This window comes from Spirillospora sp. NBC_01491 (genome assembly GCF_036227065.1).
Taxonomy (GTDB): Bacteria; Actinomycetota; Actinomycetes; order Streptosporangiales; family Streptosporangiaceae; genus Spirillospora; species Spirillospora xylanilytica.
On sequence record NZ_CP109432.1, the window covers coordinates 6,010,235 to 6,036,475 of the forward strand.

Genomic DNA, 26,241 nt, shown 5'->3' on the forward strand with positions numbered 1-26,241 from the left:
GACCCGAAGCGGTCAGCGGGGGCGGGTGACGCGGGTCTCGTCCCAGACGGGGTCGGGGGACTCGTAGACCGAGCCGTCGGCGCCGAAGACCAGGAAGCGGTCGAAGGAGCGGGCGAACCAGCGGTCGTGTGTCACCGCCAGGACGGTGCCCTCGTAGTACTCCAGCCCCTCCTGGAGGGCCTCGGCGCTGGCCAGGTCGAGGTTGTCGGTGGGCTCGTCCAGGAGGAGGAGGGTGGCGCCGCCCAGCTCCAGCAGGAGGATCTGCAACCGGGCCTGCTGGCCGCCCGACAGGGTCTCGAAGGGCTGCTCGGCGCAGAGCTGGAGCTCGTAGCGGGCCAGGGCGTTCATCGCGGCGTTCTGGAGCCGTGCGTGCTCGGTCATCACGATCTCGCACGGCGTCCGTCCGGCCAGGTCGGGACGGGCGTGGGTCTGCGCGAACAGGCCCGGGACGACGCGCGCGCCCAGGCGGCCCACGCCGGTGTGCGCGACCGGCTCGACCGGGGTCGCGCCGCGCGGGAGGGTCTCGGCGACGCCGGCCAGCAGGCGCAGGAAGTGCGACTTGCCCGAGCCGTTGGAGCCGAGCACCGCGACGCGCTCGCCGTACCAGACCTCGGTGTCGAACGGCCTCATCAGGCCGGTGAGCTCCAGCCCCTCGCAGACCACCGCGCGCTTGCCCGTCCGGCCGCCGCGCAGCCGCATCTTGATGCTCTGGTCGCGCGGCGGGACCTCCGGCGGCCCCGCCTCCTCGAACTTGCGCAGCCGGGTCTGCGCCGCCTGGTAGCGGGAGGCCAGCCCGTCGTTGAAGGTGGCCTTGTTCTTGAGCATCATGACGAGCTGCCTGAGTTTGGCGTGCTCCTCGTCCCAGCGGCGGCGCAGCTCCTCCAGCCGCTCGTTGCGGTCCTGGCGGGCCTCGGCGTAGGTGGCGAACCGGCCGCCGTGGATCCACGCCCGGCCCGCCTCGACCGTGACGATGCGGTCGGCGGCCCGGTCGAGCAGCTCGCGGTCGTGCGAGACCAGCAGGACGGTCTTGGACGTCTCGCGGAGCCGCTCCTCCAGCCACAGCTTGCCGGGCACGTCGAGGTAGTTGTCGGGCTCGTCGAGCAGCAGGACCTCGTCGGGGCCGCGGAGCAGCGCCTCCAGGACGAGCCGCTTCTGCTCGCCGCCCGACAGCGTCCCGGCGTCGCGGTAGCGGCACTTGTCGTAGGGGACGCCGAGCGCCGCCACGCAGCACGCGTCCCACAGCACCTCGGCGTCGTAGCCGCCCGCGTCGCCCCACCCGGTGAGCGCGTTGGCGTACCGCATCTGGGCCGGCTCGTCGTCGCGCTCCATCATGGCCAGCTCGGCGGCGTCCAGGACGGCCGCGGCCTCCCGCACCTGGGGCGCAGCGGTGGTCAGGAGCAGGTCGTGGACGGACGAGGCGTCCCGCACGTTCCCGACGAACTGCCGCATCACGCCGAGCCCGCCGCTGTGCGCGACCGTGCCGTCCTGCGGGGTGAGATCACCGGCGACCAGGCGCAGGAGGGTGGTCTTCCCGGCGCCGTTCGGGCCCACCAGCGCGGCGGTGACCCCCTCGCCCACGCGGAACGAGACGTCGTCGAGCAGCACCCGCCCGTCAGGGAGCGTATGGCTGACGTGCCCCGCCTCAACGTGCCCCACCGGTTCCTCCTTGCCGACCGCCGTCCGGCCTTCGAGTCTCCAGAAGGCCCGCCGACCCCGTCAAACGCATTTTCAGGCGACAACCGAGGATACGGCTGCTTCACTCTGCGCATGCGTTCTGACGATCATGGCGATCCCGTCACGGCGGTGGCGATCTCCCCGGACGGACGGCTCGGCGCGACCGGCTCGCGGTCCGGGGAGGTCCGGTTCTGGGACCCGCCCGGGGGACGGCTCCACGCGTCTGTCGGCGGCTTCGGCGACGAGCCGGTCGCCGGTGCCGTCCTCGCCGGGACGAGCCTGATCACCACCGGTGGCGGTGCCGCTCGCTGGACGCTGCGCGGCGACGGCCTCGAAGGGCGGCGGATCAGCCACGAGCCCGGCTCGCGGTCGCCGGTCCTCGGGCACGGCGGGCGGTCCGTCATGGTCGCGCAGGACGGCGACCTGCGCTGGTGGAGCCTGGACGGCTCCCAGCACGGCCGGTTCCAGTGGTTCGGCAGACTCGACGCGCTGGCGCTCTCCGGGACGGGCCTGATCATCACGGGCGGCGACGACGGCGAGGTCGGGGCGTGGCGGATGCCGCCGCTCGACCGGTGGTCCGACCCCGAACAGGTGTGGACGTTCCGGGAGCGGGAGCCGTCCGGCCAGCGGCTGATGCGCTGCTGCGACCGGGGACGGCTGGTGGTGTCGCCGCGCCACGGCCGCGTGGCCGTCCTCGACGCCGAGACCGGCGCGCCCGTCGCCTCGTTCGTCCCGGACGGGCGGCCGACGGCGATCGCGGCGCACCCGGACGCGCCGCTGGTGGTCCTCGGCGATCGGGACGGCTCGCTGACCTGGTGGGACGCGTGCACCGGGCATCGCTTGGGACGCATCGCCCGCGCGCACACCGGACGGATCCGGGCCCTGGCCCTCGCCCCGCGCACCGACCTGGTGCTCTCCGCGTCCGAGGACGGGACGGCCGCGCTGTGGCGCCTGCACGGCCGCGGACCCGTCGCCCGTTTCGCCCCCGCGCCCCGGTACCGTCCCGCCGTGCCGCACGGCCACGAGGACCCGTGGGCGCTCACTGCCGCCACCGGAACGCCGGACGGACGGCACTGGCTCATCGGCGGCGCCGGCGGCCAGGTGCACCTCCTGGAGGGCGCGCTCGTCCCGCTGCGCACCGGCAGCTCGTCCGGGCCCACCGAGGCCCTGGACGCGGAGACGCTCATCGACGACGTCCGCGGCCACCGCTCCGACGCCCGGGCCGCCGCCCGCGCGGCGCGCGTACTGGGGACGCCGGGCGGCGTGGAAGGGCTCGTCGACCAGTCGCTGCGGACGCGGGCGGTCGACGCTCTCAGCGAACTGGTCGTCGTCGCCGAGGAGCGGCACATCAGGGAGACGGCCGCGATCGCCCTGGCGGAGGTCGAGAGGGACACGGCCACCATGAGACTCAGCCAGATGTTCAACCGGCACGGTCCCGAAGGAGGTGGAAGGCTGCTGGCCCACTTCACCGGCGAGACCGCGCCGACGACGGAGGCGCTCATAGCGAGCCTCCCCGCCCTCGGCAATTTCCTCAGCCGGCTGACCACGGCGGCCTTGGCCGAACGAGGCGCCGCGGTGGTGCCCGCCCTGCACGACGCCCTGCGCGCTTTCCCTTTCCCGGCGCAGGACGACACAGGACACTGGTTCCGCGACGAGTCGACCAAGTACGACCTGATGAGCGCCCTCGCCTGGGTCGGCCCGGCCGCGGCACCGGTCACGCCGACCCTGCTGGACGTGCTGGAGGACGAGGAGATCTACCGCGACACCCGCCACCAGGCGAAGCTCACCCTCCGGGCGATCGGCCTCCCGGAGACCGCCGACGTGATCGCCGCTGAGATCCGACGGCGTGCCGAGGCCGACCCGGGTGACGAGGACGCCTGGGACTACACCATCCTGCTCGACGTGCTCGCCGGGATGCCCGCCGAGGCGCTCGCCGCCGCCCCCGAGGTCGGGCCCGCGCTCACCGCGATCCGGCGCGAGCACGGCGACCAGGCAGGCGACCAGGAGGAGGACGGCGAGGCCCGCGCGTTCCCGCCCTACGAGGTCCGTCTCGCCGAACTCGTCTCCGACAGCCTGGCGAGCCGCCACGTCGACCCCATCCGGTGACCCCGGCGCCGCCTGGGCCCGGCTACAGCCCGAGCAGGCCCCGCACGTGCGGGACGACCTCGTCGAGCGCGATCTTGACGGTCTCCCCGGTGGACCGGGCGGTGACCTCCGCGACGCCGTCCGCCAGCCCGCGCCGTCCGACCGTGACGCGGTACGGGATGCCGGTCAGCTCCACGTCGCGGAACTTCACCCCGGCCCGCTCGGCCCGGTCGTCGATGATCACCTCGACGCCCGCGGCGCCGAGTGCGGCGTAGATCTCCTCGCCCGCGGCCGTGACCGCCCCGTCGTCGGACTGGGCGAGCACGACCGCCACGTGGAACGGCGCGACCGCGACCGGCCACACGATCCCGCGCTCGTCGTGGTGGATCTCCACGATCGTCGCCATCGCCCGCTCGATCCCGATGCCGTAGCTGCCCATCACCAGCGGGACGAGCTTGCCGTCCGGGTCGAGCACCTCGGCGCCGAGCGCCCGCGCGTACTTGTCGCCGAGCTTGAAGATGTGCCCGACCTCGATCGCCCGCTCGACCTGGAGGGGCTCGCCGCAGCGCACGCACGGCTCCCCGGCCGCGACCTCGCGCAGGTCGGCCCAGGTCCCGACGGCGATGTCGCGTTCGACGTCCACGCCGCGCAGGTGCGTCCCGTCGACGTTGGCGCCGGTGAACATCGACCGGCGGCCCCGCAGCGCCTCGTCGGCGATCACCGGGAGCGCGGTGACGCCGACCGCGCCGAGGCTGCCCGGCAGCGCGCCGAGCGCGTCGCGGATCTCCTCGGCCGTCGCGGCCCGCGGGTCCGCGGCGCCGGTCGCGTCGACCAGCTTCTGCTCGTTCAGCGGATGGTCGCCGCGCAGCAGGATCAGGGTGAGCGCGCCGTCCAGGACGTACACCAGGGTCTTGATCTGCCGGTCGGCCGGCGCCGCGTACCCGGTGGCGAGGTCCTCGATGGTCCGCACCCCGGGCGTGCCGAACGGCTCGGGCGCGGCTGGCCCGGCCTCGCCCGCGGCCTCGCCCGCGGCCTCGGCCTCGGCCAGCCGGGACGTGGCGCGCTCGATGTTGGCCGCGTATCCGCAGGCGGGGGAGTGCACGACGAGGTCCTCGCCGATCTCCGCGGGGCACATGAACTCGGTCGACCCGGTCCCGCCCATCATGCCGCTGGACGCGTCGACCGCCAGGGCCGGCAGCCCGAGCCGCTCGAAGATCCGCGTGTAGGCGCCGTGGTAGGTCTGGAACGAGGCGTCCAGGCCCGCCTGGTCGATGTCGAAGCTGTAGGCGTCCTTCATCGTGAACTCGCGCGTGCGCATGAGCCCGCCCTTGGGACGCGGCTCGTCGCGGAACTTGGTCTGGAACTGGTACCACTGCTGCGGCAGCCGCTTGTACGAGCCGAGCTCCTGCGCGACCGTCGCGAAGATCTCCTCGTGGGTCATGCCGAGCGCCATGTCGGCGCCCCGCCGGTCCCGCAGCCGGAACATCTCCTGGCCCATCTGGTCCCAGCGGCCCGACCTCCGCCACGGCTCGGCCGGGTGCATCTCGGGGAGCAGCATCTCCTGCGCGCCGATCGCGTCCATCTCCGCGCGGACGATGCCGATCACCTTCGCCCGGACCCGTACCGCCAGCGGCAGCATCGAGTAGTGGCCCGCCGTGAGCTGGCGGATGTATCCCGCGCGCAGCAGCAGCCGGTGGCTGGCGGCGTCGGCCTCGGCCGGATCGTCACGCAGGGTGGGCACGAACATCTGGGACCAGCGCATTGGCGGACCTTACACCGGCCGGAACGATGAACCGGTGCTGACCGGGGTGTCGCTGTTAGTACCCTCGTCAACGTGAGTCGAGAAGGTGTGACGCCGCAGAGCGAGGATTTCTCCGCCTGGTACAACGAGCTGGTCGTCAGGGCGCAGCTCGTCGACCGTGGCCCGGTGCGCGGCACGATGGTCATCCGACCGTACGGCTACCGCGTGTGGGAGCTGCTCCAGGCCGACCTGGACCGGCGGATCAAGGATGCCGGGCACGACAACGTGTCCTTCCCGATGTTCATCCCGGAGTCCTACTTCAAGCGCGAGGCCGAGCACGTCGAGGGGTTCTCCCCGGAGCTGGCCGTGGTGACCATCGCGGGCGGCAAGGAGCTGGAGGAGCCGCTGGTCGTGCGGCCCACCTCCGAGACCGTCATCGGCGAGTACATGGCCAAGTGGATCGACTCGCACCGCGACCTGCCGCTGCTGCTCAACCAGTGGACCAACGTGGTCCGCTGGGAGATGCGGCCCCGGATGTTCCTGCGCACCACCGAGTTCCTCTGGCAGGAGGGCCACACCGCCCACGCCGGCGAGGACGACGCGATGCGCGAGACGCGCTGGGCGCTGGACGCCTACGCGGCGGTGTCCCGCGACCTGGCCGCGATCCCGGTGGTGGCGGGCGAGAAGACCCCCGGCGAGCGGTTCGCCGGCGCGGTCCGCACGTACACGATCGAGGGCATGATGCGCGACGGCCGCGCCCTCCAGTGCGGCACCTCGCACTACCTCGGCACCAACTTCGCCAAGGCGTTCGAGATCAAGTACCAGGACGAGGGCGGCGAGCTCACCCTCGCCCACACCACCTCCTGGGGCATGACCACCCGCATGATCGGCGCCGTCATCATGACGCACGGCGACGACAAGGGCCTGGTGCTGCCGCCGCGGATGGCCCCGCACCAGGTGGTGATCGTTCCGATCGGGCGCAAGGAGCAGGGCGAGCAGGCCGCCGCCGAGGCGCGCAAGCTCGGCGCGGCGATCAAGTCGATGGGCATCCGGGTGCACGTCGACGACAACCGGCCGCAGCTCTCCCCGGGCTTCAAGTTCAACGAGTGGGAGATGCGCGGCGTCCCGGTCCGCATCGAGCTCGGCAAGCGCGACATCGAGGCCGGCGTCGCCACCCTGGTCCGGCGGCTGCCGACCGCCGAGGGGCAGGGCAAGGAGCAGATCCCGCTGGAGAAGGTGCCCGAGCTGCTGCCCGGCATCCTCGCCGACTTCCAGTCGTTCCTGCTGGCCCGCGCCGAGACGTTCCGCGAGGAGCACACGGCGACGGCGGACACCTGGGAGGCGTTCGCCGAGCAGGTCGGCACCGGCTGGGCCCGCTCGTTCCACTGCGGCCGGACCGACTGCGAAGACGAGATCAAGGCCGACACCGCGGCCACCCCGCGCGTCATCCCGGCCGAGGCGCCCGAGGAGACTGGCGCCTGCGTGAAGTGCGGCGAGCCGTCCGCCTACGGCAAGCGCGTCATCTTCGGCAAGGCGTACTAGAGCACGTCCCGCGACTGGAGCACGTCTCCACCTGGGCACGTCTCCGCCCCGGCCGCCACCACCGTCACCGGTGCCGGCGGCCGTGGCCGTGGCCGCGTGAACGGGCGTCAGGTGAGCGACTTGGGCAGCACGCGCAGCGCGAGCATCGACACGTCGTCGCGCAGGTCGCCGTCGCAGAACTCCAGCAGCGTCCGCTCGACCGCGCCGAGCATGTCCTCCACCGAGTCGCCGGCGTGCGCCGCCAGCGACTCCAGTAGCCGCTCCTGCCCGAACTGGTGCCGTGCCATGTCGCAGGCGTCCAGCACCCCGTCCGAGTGCAGGAACAGCGTGTCGCCGACACTGAGGGCGAGCGTGTCGTGCCCGGCCTCGAAGTCGTCGAAGAGCCCGAGCGGGACGCCGCCGCGGGACGCGGTGCGGATCACCCCGTCGGCGCGGACCACGATCGCCGGCGGGTGCCCCGCGGTGCCGAGCGAGACCGTGATCCCGTCGGCGTCCGGCTCCAGCCCGGCCAGCACGGCGGTGACGAAGCGGTCCTCGTCCAGCAGCGTCTCGTTGACCATGCCCAGCACCTCGCGGGGACGCGACTTCCAGCGCGAGGCCAGCCGCACGCAGTGCCGGGCGGTGGCGGTGACCGCGGCGGCGTCCTCGCCCTTGCCGCACACGTCGCCGAGCACCAGCCCCCATCCGTCCCGGGTGCGGAACACGTCGTAGAAGTCGCCGCCGACCTCGGCGCCGTGCGTCGCGGTCATGTACCGCGCGGCCAGCGCGAGCCCGGGGATCGACGGCAGCTCCTTGGGCAGCAGGCTGGCCTGGAGCGTGTCGGCGACCTCGGCGCGCCGCCGGTAGAGCCGGGACGCCCGGATGACCAGCGCCAGGTACCGGCCCAGCCGTTGGACGACCGCGAGGTCGGTCAGGTCGAACGGGCCCTGCTCGCCGCTCCCGGCCAGGGTGATCGCGCCGATGCAGCGGTCGCCGTCCTCCACCGGGACGCACAGCACCGACGTCGCGCCGATCCGCGCCAGTACCGGCTGCCCGTCCGGGAACCGGCCGAGCAGGTCGAGGTCCTCGACGTGCGGGCGCAGCGCGCTCTGCCGGCTCGCGTAGACGGTGTACGGCAGCGTGTCCCGGTCCGAGACCAGGTCCTCCAGCGTCCGGGCCGCCTCGTGCGCGTGCTCGCCCTCGGGGCCGATCACCACCTGCCGGCGCAGCGCGGCGGGACCGGTCCCGCCCGGCTGGACGGGCTGCCCGAGCGGGGCCGGGCCCGGGGCCAGGTCGATGAACGCCCAGTCGGCCAGCTCGGCGGCCAGCAGCCGGGCGCAGCGCCGCATCGCCACGGTCTCGTTCAGCACCGGCTCGTCGAGCAGCAGCTCGCTGGCGGTCGCGAGCACGTCCATCCGGTGCACGATCGTCGCCACCGCCTCGTCGTCGCCCGGGGACGGCGCGTCGCCGCGCCGGGCCGGTGGCTCCTCGGTCGGGGTGTCGGTGGACCCGGCCGCGGCGACGACCATCGGGTCGGGCTCGCCGCGGATCCACACCCGCGCCAGCGTCACCACCGCGTCGATCGGGTGGTCGCGGCCGAGGAACCGGACCTGCGCGCGGCGCCGCCGCCCGGTCCGGACGACCGCGGCGAGCTGGGACCGGAGCGCCGCCCGCGTCGCCAGGTCGCAGAACGCGGTGAACTGCTTGCCCGACACGTACCCGGGGGAGGTGCCGAGCAGCGCCGCGGCCTGCTTGTTGACCCGCCGCACGCCGGCGTCGCGGTCGAGCAGGAACAGCGGGACGGGCGCGTCCTGGAAGACGGTGCGCAGCACCCGCCGCTCGGACTCGGCCGTCGCCGACAGGCCCGCCGAGGCGGTGTGGTCGTTGCCCATGGTGCGCAGCGCCGTCAGGGTGAGCTCCAGCTCGACCAGCGCCGCGTCCAGGGTCGCCCGCAAGTCGGGATCGGGCATCCCGGCCGCCTGGCGCAGCTCGCCGATCCTGCCCTCCAGGTCGGCGATCTCCCGCATGACGGTCTCGGGTTCAAGCTGATCCGGCTGATCGGGCATCCAGACTCCCTGTGGTCCGGGGGGCACGGGTGAGACCAGACCCGGTGGCGCCCGGATCTAGCAGTCCCGCGGTCACCAGGACCGCCGTGCGAAGCTTATGCCCTGATCGGAGCCGACGGCCTGGTTCGTGACCTAAGACAGTCCCTGGTCACCGATGATGCGCTGGGCCAGCGCGGTGAGCTTCACATGCCGGGTCTGGGAGATTTTGCGCATCTCCGCGAAGGCCTCGTCGGCGTCGCAGCCGAGCGCGTGCATCAGGATGCCCTTGGCCTGGTCGACCAGCGCCCTCGCCTCGACCGCCTCCTGGAGCTGGACGGCGGTGCGGTGCACGGTGTCGTACTGCAAGGAGTTCGACACCGCGGCGCTGCCCTGGGCCACCAGCAGCGCCGCCAGGGCGTTCTGCTTCGGGTCGAGCGCCCGCGGCGTCACGCCGTACAGCGTCAGCGTCACCAGGACTGGCGGGTTCAGGTGCGGGGAGGTGGTGAAGCAGCGCACCCCCCGGCGGAGCATCTCGGCCATCGCCTTGGGCCAGCGGGTCTCGGCGAGGATGTCGCCGGAGTGGACCGGCTGCCGGCTGCCGACCACGTCGAAGACCGGGCCCTCCCCGCGGGCGAGCTGCCGGTCGACCAGCTCGGCGAGGTCGGGGTGGCTGGACGCGGTGGCGAGCGGCTCGGGACGGTCGTCGCCCCCGGCGGGCAGCGCCCACCGGATCCCGGACGCGCCCGCGCAGCCGGGAACGGTGCGGGAGGCCAGCTCGGTGACGCGGTGCAGGGTGCCCGCGTCGGAGGATTCCCCGACGAGCCCGAGACGGGCGATCTCCAGGGCGAGCTGGTCGGTCAGGACGGCTTCGACGGGCGGCACGCCACCGAAGGTATCCTGCGCGGCGCGCTCGACGTACGCGCTTGGCGGACGGTCCGCCGTACCGTCCGCGCACGCGTGCGCGCCTGGCGCCCGGCATCCCGGGATCCGATCGCGTCCTTCTCGCCGCCCCATGGCCGCCTCAGTTGTTGGGCGGGGCCTTGCTGATCTCGGCCATGCGCCCCACCTCACCGTTCGTCGTGGCCTAGGCGCGCTCTACCCACAGTGAGCGGGCCTATGCGGGTTTGCGCATAGTGCCCGTTCAGAAGGCGAAGATGGCACCGGTGCTCGCGTGCAGCGCGCAGTCGTTGGCGTACTCGGCGCGGAACCGTGCCGGGCGCCCGCGCCATAGGCCGTCGGCCTTGGCGACGACCGGTGAGTAGATCGTCGTGCAGGCGATGTCGGCCGGCTCGCGGGTGAACTTCCCACCGGAACGGCTCAGTTGCGCGCACGCCCGCGCCGCCTCGGGATGGCTCCCTCCAGGCGGGTCGCACGACAGCGTGACGCTCCGCGTACCGGACGCGGCGGCGCCGGGGTAGGTCAGCGTGAGGCGCAGCGAGGTGCCCGCCGCGGGCAGCCGCCCGACGGCCGCGGGCGCGGTGGCCGGCCGGGTCGCGGCCCCCGCGGGGACGGCGGGCAGCAGGGCGAGTGCGGCGCCGGCGAGGGCGGTGGCGACGAGGTGCGGCATCGATACTCCCGATGATCGGTACGGATCATCGCTCAATGTATCCACATGACTACACGCGGTGCCCGCGGTTTGGTACGCCACGCGCGCGGCGTGCAAGGGGTCACACGGCGCGCGTGGCTAGGCGGCTATATGGCTGAGGGACTACGCGGCGAGCGTGTGCGCCCGGTGGTGGTCGGCGAGCGCCTCGCGCAACTGCTTGCGGCCGCGGTGCAGGCGGGACATCACCGTGCCGATCGGGGTGCCCATCATCTCGGCGATCTCCTTGTAGGCGTAGCCCTCGACGTCGGCGAGGTAGACCGCGTCCCGGAAGTCCTTCGGCAGGGCGCGCAGTGCCGTGACGACCTCGGTGTCCGGGATCCGGTCCAGCGCCTCGGACTCGGCGGAGCGGAAGCCCTCGGCGTGCGACTCGGCACGGGCGATCTGCCACTCCTCCAGCTCCTCGGAGCCGGCCCGCTGCGGCTCGCGCTGCCGCTTGCGGTAGATGTTGATGAAGTTGTTGGTGAGGATCCGGTGCAGCCACGCCTTGAGGTTCGTGCCCTCCTGGAACTGGTGGAAGTTCACGTACGCCTTGGTCAGCGTCTCCTGCACCAGGTCCTCGGCGTCGGCGCTGTTGCGGGTCATCCGCACGGCGCTGATGTAGAGCGGGTCCGCGAGCGGAAGCACGTCACGCTCGTAACGCCGGCTGTTCTCGGTGTCCGCAGGCGCGGTGACAGTGTTCATCTGCGCTCCCCCGTTGGTCATGGCCCCGCAGGGCCGGTTGCTGGCGTGCGCCGGGACGCACGCGGGCCGGGCGGACGGGCCGCCCCCCGTGTTCAGGTCGTTCCACCGCTCCCGACGGGTTCGGCTCCGGTTCATGACGCGGCCGAGGCGAAATACCTGTCGCGGGCCGTGACGTTCCTTACGGAGCGGACGCTCCGGGAAGCCGGTGGTACCGGGTCTGGACTCGGCCGCGCTTGGAGGGTGGGCCGAGCGAGTGGCGCCGGTGGGCTTCGCCAGGGCGACCCCGTTGGTCCGGGACGTCGCGGGCCTTGCCCGGTCGGGCGCCTTCACTCGTCAGTGGTGTTCCCGCTTAGTAAGACGCACGATGCGCCCCAAGGGGTTGCGTGACGTCACTCACAAATCCTGGGCAAATGTCCGTCCAAGCCCGCGAATGACGGTATAGGCGCCGTTCCGTCACGGTAACGGGCGATCTCCGTGACCGAGGTCACCCCAGGGTCATGTGAGGTGGCCGGCCAGGACCGTCCGGACCAGCCCGGACGCGAACTCCTGGTGATCGGCGGGCAGTCGCGCACCCTCCGCCACCGCCTCCGCGCCGGCCAGCCGCGTCAGGAACGCGTGCTGCTGGCACCCGCCCAGCAGGGCCGCGGCCATGAACGCCAGTGGCGCGTCGGCCGCCATCCGTCCGGCGCACTGCTCGGCCTCCAGGTAGCCGATCAGGCCCGCGTGGCCGAGTATCGGCCCGCTCGCCGCCCCGGCCCGCGCCATCGCCCCGCCCGCAGGGCCTGCGGCCGGAGCGCCTCCGCCCGGAGCGCCCGCTTTGGCGGGGCCGTCGGCGCGGAGCCAGGCGATCAGATCGGGATCGGCCAGGACGGGCCCGGTCATCGGGAGGAGCTCGCCATAGAAGGCGGTCATCTCGGCGGCGAGGCGGGTGAGGTTGGCCTCGACGGTGCCCTGCCCGGCCGAGCCCATCAGCGTCATCATCGCCGTCCGCGCGGTCCCGGTCACCTCGCCCAGCGCCGCGGCGAAGAGCGCGGTCTTGTTGGCGAAGTGGTTGTAGAGGCTGCCCTCGGAGACGCCCGCCGTGCGCGCGATCTCCTTGGTGGTCGCGGCGACGATCCCGCGCCCGCGGATCACCTGGATCGCCGCGGTCAGGATCCGGTCCCGCATCGTTTCCGCCACCGGTGCCACCTTGGTTCGCCTCCCCCTGCGCGGCCTCCCGCGCGGGTGGACACTAGCACGGGCAAGTCACTGAGTGAGCGCCCACCCATGCCACCGTCCGGGCGACGCGGCCGGGCGGCGCGGCCGGGGTGCGGCGGGCGCGCCGCCGGGGACGGGCCGCCGTCAGTTCAGCAGACGGCCAGCGACGATCCCTCACCCGGGGTAGCGTCCTCCTTACTGCGGGTGTCGGGCACTCGATTCTCAGCCGCCCAGGGAGGGGTCCGTGTGGGCATCGCTCAAGGTCAGCCGATGGCGTCCGCACAGAAGGCCGTCGGCCCCGGGAGGGGAGAGCCGGCCGGGGCGCGCGGTGCCGAGGCGCCCCCGCCGCGCCTGCTCGAACAGCAGGTGCTCGGCGTCGCGCGCATGGCCGTCATCGCGCTGAACGGGCACGGCCGCATCAGCCAGTGGAGCCAGGTCGCCGACGAGCTGTTCGGTGTCGGCCGGGTGCAGGCGCTGGGCCGGTCGCTCACCGCGCTGCTCAGCCTGCCGCCCGAGCACCGCGGCGTGTTCGAGCCCGAGGCGTTCGGGGCCGTGTGGTGCGGCACCTGCGCCGTCCCGCGGGTCGACAACGGTCAGCACGCCGAGGTCGCCTGGTGGGTCTACCCGATCGAGCGGCCCGGCGGCGACGCCACCGAGTGCGGGGCGCCGGGCGCCCCCGGCATCCGCGTCCTGGCGCTGGCGGCCGATCTGCGCCGGCTGCGCGACGAGGGCCTCGGGCTCGGCCTCGGCGACGTCCTCGTGGTCCCGCCGGGCCGGGACCGGCGCGAGGCCGCCCCCGCCGCCCGGGTGCTCCGGGCCGATCCCGCGCTGGTGCGGATGGCCGGGCCGGACGCCGCGCCGCTCGGCCGCCGTCTCGCCGAGATGCTGCCCCTGACCGGTCCCGTGGCGGCCGAGCAGGTCACCGCGCGCGTCCTGGAACTGGGCTACCCGGCGCTCAACCTCAGCCTCACCGTCCGGCTGCCCATCGTCCCGTACTGGGGCGGCATGCCGCGCGCCCTGCGGCTCAAGCCGCGCGTCACACGCGTGCCGGTCCCGGCGCCGGCGCCGCCCCAGCCGGACGCGGGCGCGGCCAAGGGCGTATACGCCACCCGCCGTTCCCCAGAAGGCTCGTGTACATCGCCGGGCCCCCCCAGACAGGAATCGGAGGCGAAGGCCGTGCCGGATCGATTCACGTTCCTGGGTGAGGCCGGACAGCAGATCGGCAGTTCGCTCGACCATCTTCAGGCCGCGCGGACACTGGCCGAGGTCCTGGTACCAAGGCTCGGCGACTTCGCCGAAGTCGAACTGCTGGAGCAGGTGGCCTCGGCCGACTGGGAGCAGCCGTCCCGCACGGTGGGCGAGACGACCCTGATGCGCCGGATCGCGGTCGTGCACGATGACGAGCCCGGCCGCTGGGACGACGCCGTCCCCGAGGGGGAGCTGCTCTACCTGGCCGAGCGCACGCCGCCCGTCCAGGCGATGCGCACCGGCCGCGGCGTGCACATCCCGCGGATCGGGAGGGAGCGCGCCGAGGAGCTCTCCGCCTCGCACGGCGACCGCGACCTGCGCCCGCTGCTCGCCGGCCGGGCCATGCTGATCATGCCGCTGATCGCGCGCGGGCAGGTGCTCGGCACCTTCCGGCTGCTGCGCAGGTCCGACCGGCCCGGCTTCGACGAGCCCGACCTCGCCCTGATCGAGGAGCTCGCCCGGCACGCCGCGCTGTGCATCGACAACGGGCGGCTCTACCGGCGCGAGGCGCAGACGGCGCAGGAGTTGCAGCGCAGCATGCTGCCCACCGTCCCGCCCGAGATCGCCGGGGCGCGGGTCTGCTTCCGCTACCGGCCGGCCGGGCAGACCGCCCAGGTCGGCGGCGACTGGTTCGACGCGATCCCGCTGCCCGGGTCGCGGCTCGGCATCATCGTCGGCGACGTGATGGGGCACGGCGTCACCTCCGCCGCGATCATGGGCCAGTTCCGCACCGCCGTCCGCACCCTGGCCGCCCAGGACCTGCGGCCCGACCGGCTGCTGCGCCAGCTCGACGGCCTCGCGCAGCGGCTCGGCGAGGGCTACCTGGCCACCTGCCTCTACGCGGTGTACGACCCGGTGGAGCGGCGCTTCCGGTTCGCCAACGCCGGGCACATCCCGCCGGTGCTGGTCTCGCCGTCCGGTGAGAGCCGGGTGCTGCCCGCGCCGTCCGGGGTGCCGATCGGGGTGGGCGGCGAGCCGTTCGAGACGGTCGAGGTCCAGGTCGAGGACGGCTCCCGGCTCGTCCTGTGCACCGACGGCCTGCTGGAGCGCCGCGACCGCGACATCGACGAGGGCCTGGAGGAGCTGCGCGCCCATCTCGCCGGCTCCACCCAGCCCCTGGAGAGCACCTGCGACGCCGTGCTGGACGCGCTCACCACCGCCGTCCCCGCCGACGACGTCGCGCTCGTCGCGGTCGGCCTCGACGGCATCGCCGCGGGCGACGTGGCGGTCTGGAACCTGGACGCGGAGGCGAGCATGGTCCCGCGGGCCCGCGCCCAGGTCGCCGACCGGCTCGCCGAATGGCGGCTCGCCGACCTCACCGACAGTGTCCTGCTCATGGTCAGCGAGCTGGTCACCAACGCCCTGGTGCACGGCGCGGGCGCCATCGGGATGCGGCTGATCAAGGGCAGCGCGCTGCTCTGCGAGGTCTACGACGACGGTCACGAGCTGCCCCGGCTGTGCCACGCCGACGCCACCGACGAGTCCGGCCGCGGCCTCCAGCTCGTCAGCCACCTGGCCGAGCGCTGGGGCACCAACCGGACCGAGCACGGCAAGGTGGTGTGGTTCGAGCACCCGCTGGCCGGCTGACGCGGCACCCCGCTCGCGAACGTGGTAGGGGATTGTCGCTTCTGCGACAGATACCGTCCAACGTCCTTTTCGGCTCTGATCGAGGGTGTCGGATCGAGGGACCCGGGCCGGGCCGGGTCCCGGGGCGGGGTCGGGGGACGCGTTGGGTGAGTTTCTGACATTGCCGGTTCCAGAGACGCTTCACGCCACCTATGCGGTCGCCTTCGCCGCGCCCCCCGCCGACCCCCGGGAACTCGCCCGCGAGCAGGTGACCAGGCGCGTCGCGGCGCCGCTCCGCGACCTGGTCCTCGGCATGCTCGACAGCCCCATGGTCACCCTCGACCTGCGCCCCGCCGCCGGGTTCCCGCCGCTGCCCGCCGACCTGCTGGCCGCCTACGGTGCCGCACCGGCCGAGCTCGCCGCCATCGAGTCCGCCTCCCACCTGCTGGCCGTCCGCGCCGCTTACCGTCCCGGCTGGCCCCCCGCGCACGAGTGGGCCACCCGGGCCATCGCCGGGTCGATCGCCGAGCACGTGGTCGACGTCTTCACCCCGCAGACGCTCACCCGCGCCGAGGTCTACCGGTCGCTGCCGGGCCCGGACGGCGCCGTCCGGCTGACCGACTGGATGCTCCTGCCGCACACCGCCGGACCGCGCGGCTTCTGGTTCACGACCAAGGGCCTGGCCCGGTTCGGCCTGCCGGAGTTGCAGACCGAGAACGTCCCGCCGCGCCTGCTCGAACCCTGGGGGAAGCTGATGAACGGCCTGGCCCGCCGGGTGCTCGACCTGTGGCTGGCCGAGCTTCCGGCCGGTGAGCAGCGCGTCGTGGTCGACCTCCCCGCGATCGTCTCGGTCTCCCTGCGGGACGTGGCCGCCGCGCAGGGCGCCGGGGAACATGGCTCGGAGCAGGCATCGGAACGCGGCCTGGAGCGGGGCTCGGAGCGCGGCTCGGAGCGGGCGTCGGGGCGGGTTCCGCGCGAGGTGCGGGTCCGGCTGAATCCGGCCGCGTCGGGCGCGCTGACCGTCCAGGCCGCCGACGGCGGGCCCGACCGGCTGGAGGCCCTGTGCACCGGGCTGTTCGGTGCGTCCTCAACGGGCGCCGCTGACCTGCGACCTTGCCGATGATCTTGTTCTCGGCGCAGGATCGTGCCCGTGAGAACCGGCCCGCGTGACCGTCCGAGCCCTGAACCCGAGGACCCCCGCGACCCCGAGGACCCCCGTGGCACCGGCGATACCGGCGATCCGCGGGGGGCCCGCGACTTGAGCGACCCCCGCCAGGCCCCCCACCCGGGCGACGTCCATGTGGCGGGACGCCGCAGACCGGCCGAGGAGCCGCCGCCCGCCGGCCCCACCGGCGCACCCGGGGGGCCCGGAGTTCCCGGGGCCCCTGGAGGACCTGGAGGCCCCACAGGGCCAAGGGCCCCCGCAGGGCCGACGGAGTGGGTGCACGTACAGCCGACGCATGGCGGCGAGACCGAGGCGCCCGCGCCCCCGCCGCCCGCGCCTCCGCCGCCCGTACCTCCGCCACCGGTGCCTCCGCCACCCGTGCCTCCGTCGTCTGCGCCCCCGCCGTCTGCGCCTTCGACGTTCGGGCAGTCCGGTCCGGGTCGCTGGCAGGGGCGTGAGACGGGGGCGGACGAGCCGTTCCTCCCAGGGAAGGGACTGGCGGCCGAGCCGCCTCGATCTGATTCGCCCCCGGCCGAGCCCCCTCCGCCTGACCTGGCCTCGCCCGGTCCGCCTCTTTCGGACACGGTTCCGGACCTGCCGCTGCGTCCCCAGTGGTCCGAGCCTGCACGGCCACCGATGCCCCCGCGGGGACTGTCGGCAGATCGGCCCGCTCCGGCGCGGCCTCCTGCGGAGGTACCGCTCATCAAGTCGACGCCTCCAGTGGTGCGTCCTCCGAATCCGCCCCGTCCCGAGGGGCCGGTGCAGCGGAAGGCACAGGCGGACGCGTTCGTCGCGGAGTTCGTGGCCAGCACCACCTGGCGGGCCACCCTGGCGGTTCTCGAAGGGGCCTTCCCCGGGCTCGGGATGGCGGCGACCCTGTCGCGCCGTACCGATGAGCTGTGGCGCAACATGGACGGCCTCGACCGCGCGGGCGCGAAGAAGCTCGGCCTCCCCGTATGGCTCGACGCCGCGGGCATGGTCTTCGACCTCAGCGCCCACCTGAACGGGCGCGAGTCCGTGGGCGGCTCCAGGGTGGCCGCCCCACCGCGCGCGTCACGCCCGTACGCGGGCGCGTTCGTCGTCGACACCCTCGATCCGCTCCGCTACCACCGTGCCGTCGGCGGTCCGCTGGCGCCGGGCGAGGGTGACCTCACCGCGCCCCGGGCGCCGGTCGGCGAGGAGGACGACAGCGGCGTCGTGATCGTCGCGAACCTGACCTCGGCGGGCGTGCGGGTGCTCGACTCGTCCGCGCTGTGGCGGTACGCGGGGCGGGTGGTGGCGGCGACGCTGCATGAGCCGGCGCGGCCCGAGACGCGGGCCCGCGCCCGCCGCGCCCTGCGGGCGCTGCGGCGGGTGGTGCTCGTCGATCCCGAGCTGGGGCTGGGCGTGTGCCTCCAGATCGACTCGGCGCGGACGCCGCGCTGCCTGCTGGCGTTCGGCGTCGACGCGACCGAGGTGGGCTCGCCGCGCTTCGTGCGGCCCTAGGTCACTCCTCCGTGCGGAGCCAGGAGAGGTCGATCCGGCCCTCGCCGGGGAGCTCGCGAAGCTGGGAGGCGAGCTCCCATGGCTCGCCGGGCGCGGCGAGGTCGTCCGGCAGCACTCCGCAGAGCAGCGAGTTGGGCGTGCGGACGATGGTGAAGGAGCCGAACCGGGCGATGCCGCCGCCGCGCAGGTGCGCCAGCTCGATGAGCAGCGCGCCGAGCGCCGAGGGGTCCTGCTGGTCGTACATCCCCTGCACGTAGGAGAACAGCTCCTCGGTGAGCGCGCCCGGACGCCGTCCCGACAGGCGGTAGGACGTGCCCCAGTAGCCGCCGTCGGCCGCCTCCGCGGAACGCTGGTCGCGGATCCGGACCCGGAGGCCGTACTCGGACGCGCAGCGCTCGTACGCCTCGGCGAGCAGGGCCTCGGCCTCGCCCCCCTCGCTGAGCAGCAGCCCGGGGACCACGCCCTCCTCGCGGTCGAGGCGGTCGAGCATCTCGCGGTGCAGTTCGCGGATGTCCTGCTCGGCCGAGTCGAGGGACCGTGCCAGGGCGCGCTGCGCGTCGCGGTCGAGCTCGAGACCGGCGAGCTCGGACGAGACCTCGCCGATCTCCTTCTCCAGCCGGTCCACCCGGCCGCTCAGCGCGTCGATCATCTGCACTGTCCCGGCGGGCACGGCCTCGCTCTGGAGCGGCTGCGGGATCGGGATCCCGGACGGCTCGTTCGACGCGGCGACCTCGGAGGACAGGGCGTTCTGCCGTTTGGACAGGTCGGCCACCTGGGTGCGTAGCTCGCGCAGCTCCGCCTGCGCGCGGGGGAGTCGCTTGTCGGAGGCCAGGTAGAGCTCGCGTCCGGCGATCGCCAGGCAGAGCAGGACCAGGATCACGGTGGTCATGTAGCTCCTCGGGGGGCGGGCTGCGCTCTCGACCCTAACCATCCGTGGCGGCCTTGGCGCGGAGCCGCCGCATCTCGTCCGAATGACCCGTCATATTCCGGCGGGACGATCGGGACCTCCGGCGGCGGGTTCAGCCGAACAGCCCGCCCAGCAGCCCGCCCAGGACATCCGCGGCGCCACCTGCGATGTCTCCGGCCACGTCGCCCGCGAAGTCACCGGCCATGCCGCCCGCCACATCGCCCGCCACGTCGCCCGCGAACCCGACCGCCTCACCGGCCGCGTGCCCCATCGCGCCGGCGGCCAGGCCCCCGGCGATGCCCACGGCGGCGACCCCGCCGACGACTCCGGCCGCGGCGGCGCCCCCGGCCCAGCCGTGGCCGTGGTGACCGTAGTGCGCAGGAGGCCCGGTGTGATGCACATGAACGGGCGGCGGAGGCGCGGGATGCCCGATCGGCGCGGGCGGATAGGCGGTGGGCGGATAGGCGGCGGGCGGGTAGGCCGCGGGTGGCGCGGCCGGAGGCGCCGGAGGGATCCCGCCATACGCGGGAGGCGCACCATGCGGGTAAGGGGCGGGCGGTGCACCATACGAGTACGGCGGCGGCCCACCCGGCGCGGGTGGCGGAGCCGGAGGAGGGAAGGCTCCCTGGCCCTCCGGGGGAGGCGGTCCGCCGTGGAACGACTGGCCAGGGTGAGGCAGCGGACCGGCCTGCGGCGGACCGGCCTGCGGCGGACCGGCCTGCGGCGGCGGGCCACCGGGCGGCGGGCCACCAGGGTGAGGTGGCGGGGCAGTGTGGTGGGAGGGCGCGGGAGGGAGGGCCGCCGCGGCTTCGAGCCACCGGCCGATCTTGGCGTTCCAGTCGGTCTCGCCGGCCTCCTTGTGGCCGCTCTGGAAGACGCCGAACGACTCGTCCGACGGAGCGGACCGGTCTTCCGCGCGCAGGACGAAGGCCATGGTGTTCGGGCTCGCCACGAAGCTCAGCCCGACCTGGTCGAGCCGCCCCTGGAACGCGGGCGGCGGGACGAGGTGGATCTCCTGGTGGAACGGCAGCCGCTGGGCGACGCCGCGCAGCGTGCGGGACTCGAACGTGACGTTCTGGATCCTGAAGCCGAGCCGGGCGATCGCGGTGAGCACCCACTGCTGGGAATCGAGCGGCTCCACCGAGATCCGGTCGACGTCGCCGGGGTCGGGCCGCCCCTGGACGTCCACCTCGGTGCACAGGCCGATGGTGAAGCCCGGCAGTTCGCGGCCGAGCACCGTGGTGAACGGCAGCTCGTACGGAAGCGGGATGGAGAAGGGGAGGGCGTGGTCCGTCCCGGCGTCGAGCCGGAACGGCCGGGTGAGCGCGCCGCGGTAGATCTCCGGCCCGGCGCTCTCGCCGCCGTGGCCGGTCTGCATGCGCGGCATGAGCGCCAGCGTCACGTGCCGGATGTCGAGCGGCCGGTCGCCGCCTCGAAGGTGGACCTTGCCCGAGACGACCCCGCCGGGCCGGCAGTTCGGCTCCGCCAGGATCGCGTCGACGGAGGGACCAGCCGCTCCGTACCCGCCCATCTGCCCGTAGGACACCGGTCGTTCCCCTCTCCCGACGGAGTCCACCATCGGATGGAATCCACCATGCCATCGGTTCACGCCGACAGCGGCACATCACGGGCAGAAGTTCACGCCGTTCCGGACGCGGACGCGGACGTGTGGCGGCCCGTTCGTCGCAGAACGGGCCGCCGCACGAACGGCGTGGGGCGGCGCTACTCGGCGGCGGCGACCGTCACGGTGGCGTAGCCGAGCTTCTCCAGCGGTTCGCGGATCTGCTCGGCGTCGCCCACGGCGATGATGGTCAGCGCCTCCGGGTCGATGTGCTCGCGGTAGGCGCGGGCGACACCGTCCGGGGTGGACGAGCGGACGGCCTCCAGGTAGCGGCTCGGGTAGTCGGCGCCCAGTCCGTTGGCGGAGACGTCGGCGAGTTCGGCGGCGACCGCGCGGGCCGTCTCGTACTCTGCGGGCGCGCGGTCGGCGAGTGCCCGTACCGACGAGCCGTGCTCTTCGTCGGAGATGCCGCGGGAGACGACGCCGCGCAGTTCGGTGAGCGCGTCGGCCACGGCGTCGGCGGTGACCTCGGTGTGCACGGCGCCCTGGGTGATGAACAGGCCGCAGTGCCGCAGCCTCAGCAGCCCGGCCCGGACGCCGTAGGTGTAGCCCTTGTCCTCGCGCAGCACCGCGTTGAGGCGGGACGTGAGCCCGCCGCCCAGCACGTGCGAGGCCACCATGAGGGACGGCCAGTCGGGGTGCGACCGGTCGGGCACGCCGTGCCCCAGGCTCAGGTACGTCTGCACCGATCCCGGACGGTCGACGACGACGATGCGCGCGGCCGACGACGGCGGGATCGTGTCGGCGGACGGCAGCGCGGCGGCGCCCGCCCCTCCACAGCCCTTCAGGGCCGCGGTGAGCGCCGCGTCGGCGTCGGTCCCGGAAAGGTCTCCGGCGACGACCGCGGTCGCCTCGGCGGGGATCACGGAGCCGTAGAAGGCGCGCACGTCGGCGCCGCCGAGGGCCTCGACCGCCGCGCGGGATCCGCCCGTCGGCCGCGACGCGCGCGACTCGTCCGGGAACATCACCGCGCGCAGCTCGCGCATGGCGCGGCTGCCCGGGTCGGCGTCCTCCTGCGCGATCTCCTCCAGCCGCTCGCGGCCGAGGCGCGCGACGTCGGCGTCGGCGAGCGCGGGGTCGCGCACCACCGCGGAGAACAGCTCCAGCGCCGGACCGAGCCGGGTCACCGGGACGTCCAGCGCGATCCGCAGCGCGGTGAGGTCGGCCGACGCGTACAGGCTGGCGCCGAGCCGCTCGAACGCGGCGGTCAGCGCGGTGCCGCCGCCGGGCTCGGTGCCCTCCAGCAGCGCGTGCGCGGTGAGCGCGGCGACGCCCTCGGCGCCGCCGGGCTCGCGTCCGGCACCGGCCTTGAGGATCAGCCGGACGGCCGCCAGCCGCCGTCCGGGCAGGTCGCAGCGGAGCGTCGCGGGGCCGGACGGGATCCGTCCCGCGTCGCCGGCCGGGAACGCCCACGCGGGGACCGGGCCGGGGACGGGACGGGGCTGCAAGGCCGGGCCCGCGCCTGGGGACTGGGTCACGAGGCACCTCCGTAGATCAGCGCGGTGCGGGAGCCGGGTGCCATCCACCGCTCCGCCATGTCCTTGATCTCGCCCGCGGTGACCGCGGCGGCGCGGCCCGGCGCGGTGAACACCCGGGACGGGTCGCCGAACTGGGTCGCGTTCTGCGACAGCGCGTTGGCGAGGCCGGTGACGGTCTCGGTCTGCTCCAGGAAACCGCGCTCGGCCTGGGCGGTGGCGCGGGCGGCCTCGTCGGCGTCCGGGCCCTCGGTGGCGAACCGGCCCAGCTCCTCGTCCAGCACCTCGGCGATCTTGGCCGGGTCCGGCCCGACCGCGTCCACGATGGCCAGCGACTGGCCGGAGGCCAGCCGGGTCACCCCGGCCCAGACCTCGGTGGCGATCTCGTCGCGGCGCACCATCCGGTCGTAGAGGCGCGAGCCCGAGCCGCCGCCGAGGATCTCGACCGCCAGCTCGGCGGCCTCGATGTCGCCGCCGCCGTCGGACGGCAGCGGGAACATCGCGAAGTACGCGGGCGACGGCACGTCCTCGTCGACGTCCTCGGCGGTGACGCCGCCGAGGGGCCCGAGGTCGCCGGGACGCGCGGGCGGCGTCGCCGGTCCGGTCGGGAGTCCGCCGAAGTAGCGCTCGACCGCCTTGACGGCCTGCTCGGGGTCGACGTCGCCGACGATCGACAGCACCGCGTTGCCCGGCGCGTACCAGGTGCCGAAGAAGTCGGTGCAGTCTTCGAGCGTCGTCGCGTCGAGGTCCTCCATCGAGCCGATGGGGGTGTGCGCGTACGGGTGGCCCGCCGGGAAGGTCAGCCTGCACAGCCGCTCGAACGCGGTGCCGTACGGCTGGTTGTCGTAACGCTGGCGGCGCTCGTTCTTCACCACGTCGCGCTGGTTGTCGAGGTTGGCCTGGGTGAGCGCCGCGGGCAGCGTGCCCATCCGGTCGGCCTCCAGCCAGAGCGCCAGCTCCAGGTGGCTGACCGGAACCGTCTCGTAGTAGTTGGTGCGCTCGAAGGAGGTGCTGGCGTTGAACGCGGCGCCGGCGCTCTCCAGGAGCGCGGCGTGCTCGCCCTCGGCGACGTTGGACGAGCCCTGGAACATCAGGTGCTCGAAGAGGTGCGCAAGCCCGGTGCGGCCGGCCCGCTCGTGCCGCGAGCCCACGCCGTACCAGATGTTCACGGCGGCCAGCGGTACGACATGGTCTTCACAGACCACCACGCGCAGGCCATTGCCGAGCGTGTGCTCATGCAGCGGCTGTTCTGCCACGGAGCGCTCCCGTCCGGTCGATGATTCGGTTGACGGAACAGCACCGCGCGCGTGGGCGGGACCGTGTTCAGGACGGGAGCCCGGCGGCGGGCTTGATCTCCGTCTCACCGTACCGGGTCGTCCGGGGCGGGAAGCCCGTCAGCGAGAGGCCCGCGGCCCCTGGGCGCGGGTGTCCGGGCCGGACCCGGCGCCGGCCTCGTGCGCGGCGACGGCGTCCTCCAGCGACCGGTGCAGGACGAAGATCTTCGTGAGCTGGGTGACGTGGAGGACCCGGCGCACCCGGTCGTTCACCCCCATGAACGACATCGAGCCGGCGCGGGCGCGGAGCCGGTGGTAGACGCCGACCAGCACGCCGAGCCCGGTGGAGTCGAGGAAGGTGACCTCGCCGAGGTCGACCACCAGGTGCGTCCCGCCGCCGTCCATGATGTCGAGCAGCATCTCGCGCAGCCGGGGGCTGGTGAAGACGTCGATCTCACCGCTGATCTTCACGACGGTGAGGTCCTTCTCGACGCGATGCTCGACGGCGAATTCCACCGGTCACTCCCTGTCGGCTGCTCATGGGAAGGGCCCCATACCCGCGGGCCCGGCCGTTATCCGCGTGGGCGGATGCGACCTCGGCCACACGCGCCCGCGCGTACGCCGTCCATCACGGCCCGCGTCCCGCCGTCCATCACGGTGTGCGGAACAGCGCCCAGACGACCTTGCCGTGGGCGAGGCCGCGCCAGCCCCAGCGGACGCTGAACGATTCGACCAGGTGCAGGCCGCGCCCGGTCTCGGCGATGTAGTCGGGCTCCTTGCGCCGGGGCGCGGCCGGGCTGGCGTCGATGATCCCGCAGAGCACCCAGGGGGCCTCGTGGACCAGCCGCAGCCGGATCGCGGACGGCGCGGAGCCGATCGGGTCGGTGGGGTCGGCGAACCGGTTGGGCTGGTTCGGCTGGTGTGCGGGCCCGGACGGCCGCTGGTGCGCGGGGCCGTTCGAACGCTGGCGGACGGGGGAGCCGGGCCGCCGCCACCGCGCCACGCCGCCGCTGTGCCGCAGTGCGTTGGTGACGAGTTCGGAGACCACCAGGCCGACATCGTCGACGAGGGCGCCCACGCCCCATTCGCAGAGGCGGGAGATGGTGAAGTGGCGGGCCTCGGTGACCGACTCGGGGTCGGGGAGGACGGTGAAGGTGACGGTCGGCCCGGACGGCTCGGTGAGCGCGGTCAGCGCGGTGTCGAGGCGCGCGGGCAGATCACGTGACTCGGGTATGGGCGTCGAGTTCACGGCGTGGTCCTGTGGGTCCGCCGGTCCCACGACGGGGCCAGCTCCCCACCGCGTGTCCTCGTGCGCGTGGCGTGACGTCATTCCCCGGACCCCGCAGAGTGATCTCGTTGTGCAGCCATGGCTCGGAAGTCTCGTGCGTTATCCTGCGCATCGTAGCGTGCGAATGCAAGGCCCAATGCACGTGCATCCGACTCGTGCGGATGCCGGGCAGCGCGCTGCGGGTGGAAGATCGGAGGTATCCGCAGGACACGGAGGCCAGTGGCACACTAGGTTCGCTGTCCGCCATTTAGCCGGGAGGTTGGGCGTGGCTCCAGAGACGCCGGGGACCGGGTCGACGGTGCGTCGGATCCTGCTCGGTTCACAGCTCCGTCGCCTTCGAGAGGCGCGGAGCGTGACCCGTCAGGAGGCCGGTTACGTCATCCGCGCGTCAGAGTCCAAGATCAGCCGCCTGGAGCTCGGGCGGGTCAGTTTCAAGGAACGCGACGTTGACGACCTGCTCACGCTGTACGGCGTCGGCGACAAGACCGAACGCGAGGCGCTGCTACAGCTCGCGCGGGAGGCCAACACCCCCGGATGGTGGCACCGGTACAACGACGTTCTGCCCGGCTGGTTCCAGACCTACGTCGGTCTGGAGGAGTCGGCGGCGCTGATCCGCACGTACGAGTTGCAGTTCGTCCCGGGACTGCTGCAATCGGAGGGGTATTCGCGTGCGGTGATCCGCCTGGGCAACGCCGGCGCCACCGAGCAGGAGCTCGACCAGCGGGTCGAGTTGCGCATGCAGCGGCAGGAACGGCTCACGGGCCCGGAGGCGCCGCGCCTGTGGGCGGTGCTGGACGAGGGGGCGCTCAGGCGTCCCATCGGGGGTCCGGAGGTGATGCGGGGCCAGTTCGAGCATCTCATCGAGATGTCCAAGCTGCCCAACGTCACCATCCAGATCATGCCGTTCAGATTCGGTGGCCACGCCGCCGAGGGTGGGGCTTTCACGATCCTGCGCTTTCCCGAGCAGGACCTGCCGGACGTGGTTTACGTAGAGAACCTCACCGGCGCCATGTACCTGGACAAGCGCGACGACGTCGACACGTACCTCCAGGCGATGGAACGCCTGTGCGTCGACAGTGCGACCCCGGAGCGCACCGTCGAGCTTCTCGGTGATCTTCTCAGAGAGACATGATGCTCAAGACCGATCACGGCCAGTTCAAGGCCGGTCCGAACACCTACGACAACGGGATGCCCGCGACCAAGCTCCACGGAGCGCGGTGGCTGAAGTCCCAGCGAAGCAACTCCCAGGGGAACTGCGTCGAGATCGCCGAACTGCCCGGCGGGCGAGTGGCGATGCGCAATTCCCGCCACCCGGAGGGCCCGGCCCTCATCTACACCCGTCCTGAGATCGAGGCCCTGATCCTGGGGGCCAAGGACGGCGACTTCGACCATCTCATCGCTTCCCGCAACTGACCGTCCGCCCCCCGCTGAACGGGCCGCCGCGGGATTCCCCGGTTCGACTCCGGAATCCCGTCCGGCCCGCCGCGCGGCTCGTCGGGTCGCGGCGAGCCGGCGCTCCCGACGTCGACTCGCCGCAGCTCTCGGGCGTGGTACACCCCGTCCGGACGGGGTGCGCGGCATGGAGCGGTCTATCGCTCCGAGCGATCGCCGCGTCCCCTACCGGCCCGTCAACAGCCCGCGGCGTCGAGCCGCGCAGTACGG

At 73.7% G+C, this 26,241-nt stretch carries 20 protein-coding genes; 7 read left to right on the top strand and 13 right to left on the bottom strand.

The window, feature by feature from the left end; translation table 11 throughout:
* Window positions 1–12: 12 nt before the first annotated feature.
* On the bottom strand, window positions 13–1,656 hold the full coding sequence (locus OHA34_RS28025) for an ABC-F family ATP-binding cassette domain-containing protein (protein WP_285938458.1): 1,644 nt from the start codon (window positions 1,654–1,656) through the stop codon (window positions 13–15).
* A gap of 111 nt (window positions 1,657–1,767) precedes the next feature.
* On the opposite strand from OHA34_RS28025, the gene OHA34_RS28030 reads away from it, so the two are divergent.
* Window positions 1,768–3,780 (top strand): hypothetical protein, encoded by a 2,013-nt coding sequence (locus OHA34_RS28030; RefSeq protein WP_329519389.1) that lies wholly within the window; start codon window positions 1,768–1,770, stop codon window positions 3,778–3,780.
* 22 nt (window positions 3,781–3,802) lie between these two features.
* On the opposite strand, the gene OHA34_RS28035 is transcribed toward OHA34_RS28030, so the two are convergent.
* Window positions 3,803–5,521: a proline--tRNA ligase gene (locus tag OHA34_RS28035; RefSeq protein ID WP_329519390.1), complete on the bottom strand. Its 1,719-nt coding sequence runs from the start codon at window positions 5,519–5,521 to the stop codon at window positions 3,803–3,805.
* A 72-nt stretch (window positions 5,522–5,593) separates the two neighbouring features.
* On the opposite strand from OHA34_RS28035, the gene proS reads away from it, so the two are divergent.
* Window positions 5,594–7,042, top strand: coding sequence for a proline--tRNA ligase (gene proS, locus OHA34_RS28040; RefSeq protein WP_285938455.1), 1,449 nt, complete (start codon window positions 5,594–5,596; stop codon window positions 7,040–7,042).
* Window positions 7,043–7,149: 107 nt separating this feature from the next.
* Here the strand turns inward: proS and OHA34_RS28045 are convergent, their stop codons facing one another.
* From OHA34_RS28045 to OHA34_RS28065, 5 genes are all read right to left on the bottom strand, one after another.
* Window positions 7,150–9,087 carry a SpoIIE family protein phosphatase gene (locus OHA34_RS28045; RefSeq protein ID WP_285938454.1) on the bottom strand — a complete coding sequence of 646 codons (1,938 nt, stop codon included), beginning with the start codon at window positions 9,085–9,087 and terminating at the stop codon, window positions 7,150–7,152.
* A gap of 132 nt (window positions 9,088–9,219) precedes the next feature.
* Window positions 9,220–9,948, bottom strand: a complete 729-nt coding sequence (locus OHA34_RS28050) for an ANTAR domain-containing response regulator (RefSeq protein ID WP_285938453.1) — start codon at window positions 9,946–9,948, stop codon at window positions 9,220–9,222.
* Between the two features lie 259 nt (window positions 9,949–10,207).
* On the bottom strand, window positions 10,208–10,633 hold the full coding sequence (locus OHA34_RS28055; protein ID WP_285938452.1) for an SSI family serine proteinase inhibitor: 426 nt from the start codon (window positions 10,631–10,633) through the stop codon (window positions 10,208–10,210).
* A gap of 141 nt (window positions 10,634–10,774) precedes the next feature.
* On the bottom strand, window positions 10,775–11,353 hold the full coding sequence (locus OHA34_RS28060; RefSeq protein ID WP_285938451.1) for a sigma-70 family RNA polymerase sigma factor: 579 nt from the start codon (window positions 11,351–11,353) through the stop codon (window positions 10,775–10,777).
* Window positions 11,354–11,848: 495 nt separating this feature from the next.
* Window positions 11,849–12,532, bottom strand: coding sequence for a TetR/AcrR family transcriptional regulator (locus tag OHA34_RS28065; RefSeq protein WP_329519391.1), 684 nt, complete (start codon window positions 12,530–12,532; stop codon window positions 11,849–11,851).
* Between the two features lie 288 nt (window positions 12,533–12,820).
* Between OHA34_RS28065 and OHA34_RS28070 the strand changes: the two genes are divergently transcribed.
* The 3 genes from OHA34_RS28070 to OHA34_RS28080 all read left to right on the top strand — a co-directional run bounded on the left by OHA34_RS28070 (window position 12,821) and on the right by OHA34_RS28080 (window position 18,014).
* A complete protein-coding gene (locus OHA34_RS28070; protein ID WP_329519392.1) occupies window positions 12,821–15,385 on the top strand; it encodes an ATP-binding SpoIIE family protein phosphatase in 2,565 nt (854 codons plus the stop codon).
* Between the two features lie 160 nt (window positions 15,386–15,545).
* Window positions 15,546–16,487, top strand: a complete 942-nt coding sequence (locus OHA34_RS28075) for a hypothetical protein (protein WP_329519393.1) — start codon at window positions 15,546–15,548, stop codon at window positions 16,485–16,487.
* A gap of 801 nt (window positions 16,488–17,288) precedes the next feature.
* A complete protein-coding gene (locus OHA34_RS28080; protein ID WP_285938446.1) occupies window positions 17,289–18,014 on the top strand; it encodes a hypothetical protein in 726 nt (241 codons plus the stop codon).
* Window position 18,015: 1 nt separating this feature from the next.
* Here the strand turns inward: OHA34_RS28080 and OHA34_RS28085 are convergent, their stop codons facing one another.
* From OHA34_RS28085 to OHA34_RS28110, 6 genes are all read right to left on the bottom strand, one after another.
* Window positions 18,016–18,903, bottom strand: coding sequence for a hypothetical protein (locus OHA34_RS28085; RefSeq protein ID WP_329519394.1), 888 nt, complete (start codon window positions 18,901–18,903; stop codon window positions 18,016–18,018).
* Between the two features lie 130 nt (window positions 18,904–19,033).
* Entirely contained in the window at window positions 19,034–20,467 is a 1,434-nt protein-coding gene (locus tag OHA34_RS28090) for a sporulation protein (protein WP_329519395.1), read from the bottom strand.
* Window positions 20,468–20,643: 176 nt separating this feature from the next.
* Window positions 20,644–22,020, bottom strand: coding sequence for a M16 family metallopeptidase (locus OHA34_RS28095; RefSeq protein WP_329519396.1), 1,377 nt, complete (start codon window positions 22,018–22,020; stop codon window positions 20,644–20,646).
* On the bottom strand, window positions 22,017–23,273 hold the full coding sequence (locus tag OHA34_RS28100; RefSeq protein WP_285938442.1) for a M16 family metallopeptidase: 1,257 nt from the start codon (window positions 23,271–23,273) through the stop codon (window positions 22,017–22,019). Before OHA34_RS28100 ends, OHA34_RS28095 begins: the two co-directional genes overlap by 4 nt.
* Window positions 23,274–23,411: 138 nt before the next feature.
* Window positions 23,412–23,807: an STAS domain-containing protein gene (locus OHA34_RS28105; protein WP_285938441.1), complete on the bottom strand. Its 396-nt coding sequence runs from the start codon at window positions 23,805–23,807 to the stop codon at window positions 23,412–23,414.
* A 136-nt stretch (window positions 23,808–23,943) separates the two neighbouring features.
* Window positions 23,944–24,540, bottom strand: coding sequence for an ATP-binding protein (locus tag OHA34_RS28110; RefSeq protein ID WP_285938440.1), 597 nt, complete (start codon window positions 24,538–24,540; stop codon window positions 23,944–23,946).
* Between the two features lie 349 nt (window positions 24,541–24,889).
* On the opposite strand from OHA34_RS28110, the gene OHA34_RS28115 reads away from it, so the two are divergent.
* On the top strand, window positions 24,890–25,711 hold the full coding sequence (locus OHA34_RS28115) for a helix-turn-helix domain-containing protein (RefSeq protein ID WP_285938631.1): 822 nt from the start codon (window positions 24,890–24,892) through the stop codon (window positions 25,709–25,711).
* A complete protein-coding gene (locus OHA34_RS28120; protein WP_285938439.1) occupies window positions 25,708–25,992 on the top strand; it encodes a DUF397 domain-containing protein in 285 nt (94 codons plus the stop codon). The genes OHA34_RS28115 and OHA34_RS28120 overlap by 4 nt, the downstream gene beginning before the upstream one ends.
* The last annotated feature ends 249 nt before the right edge of the window (window positions 25,993–26,241 follow it).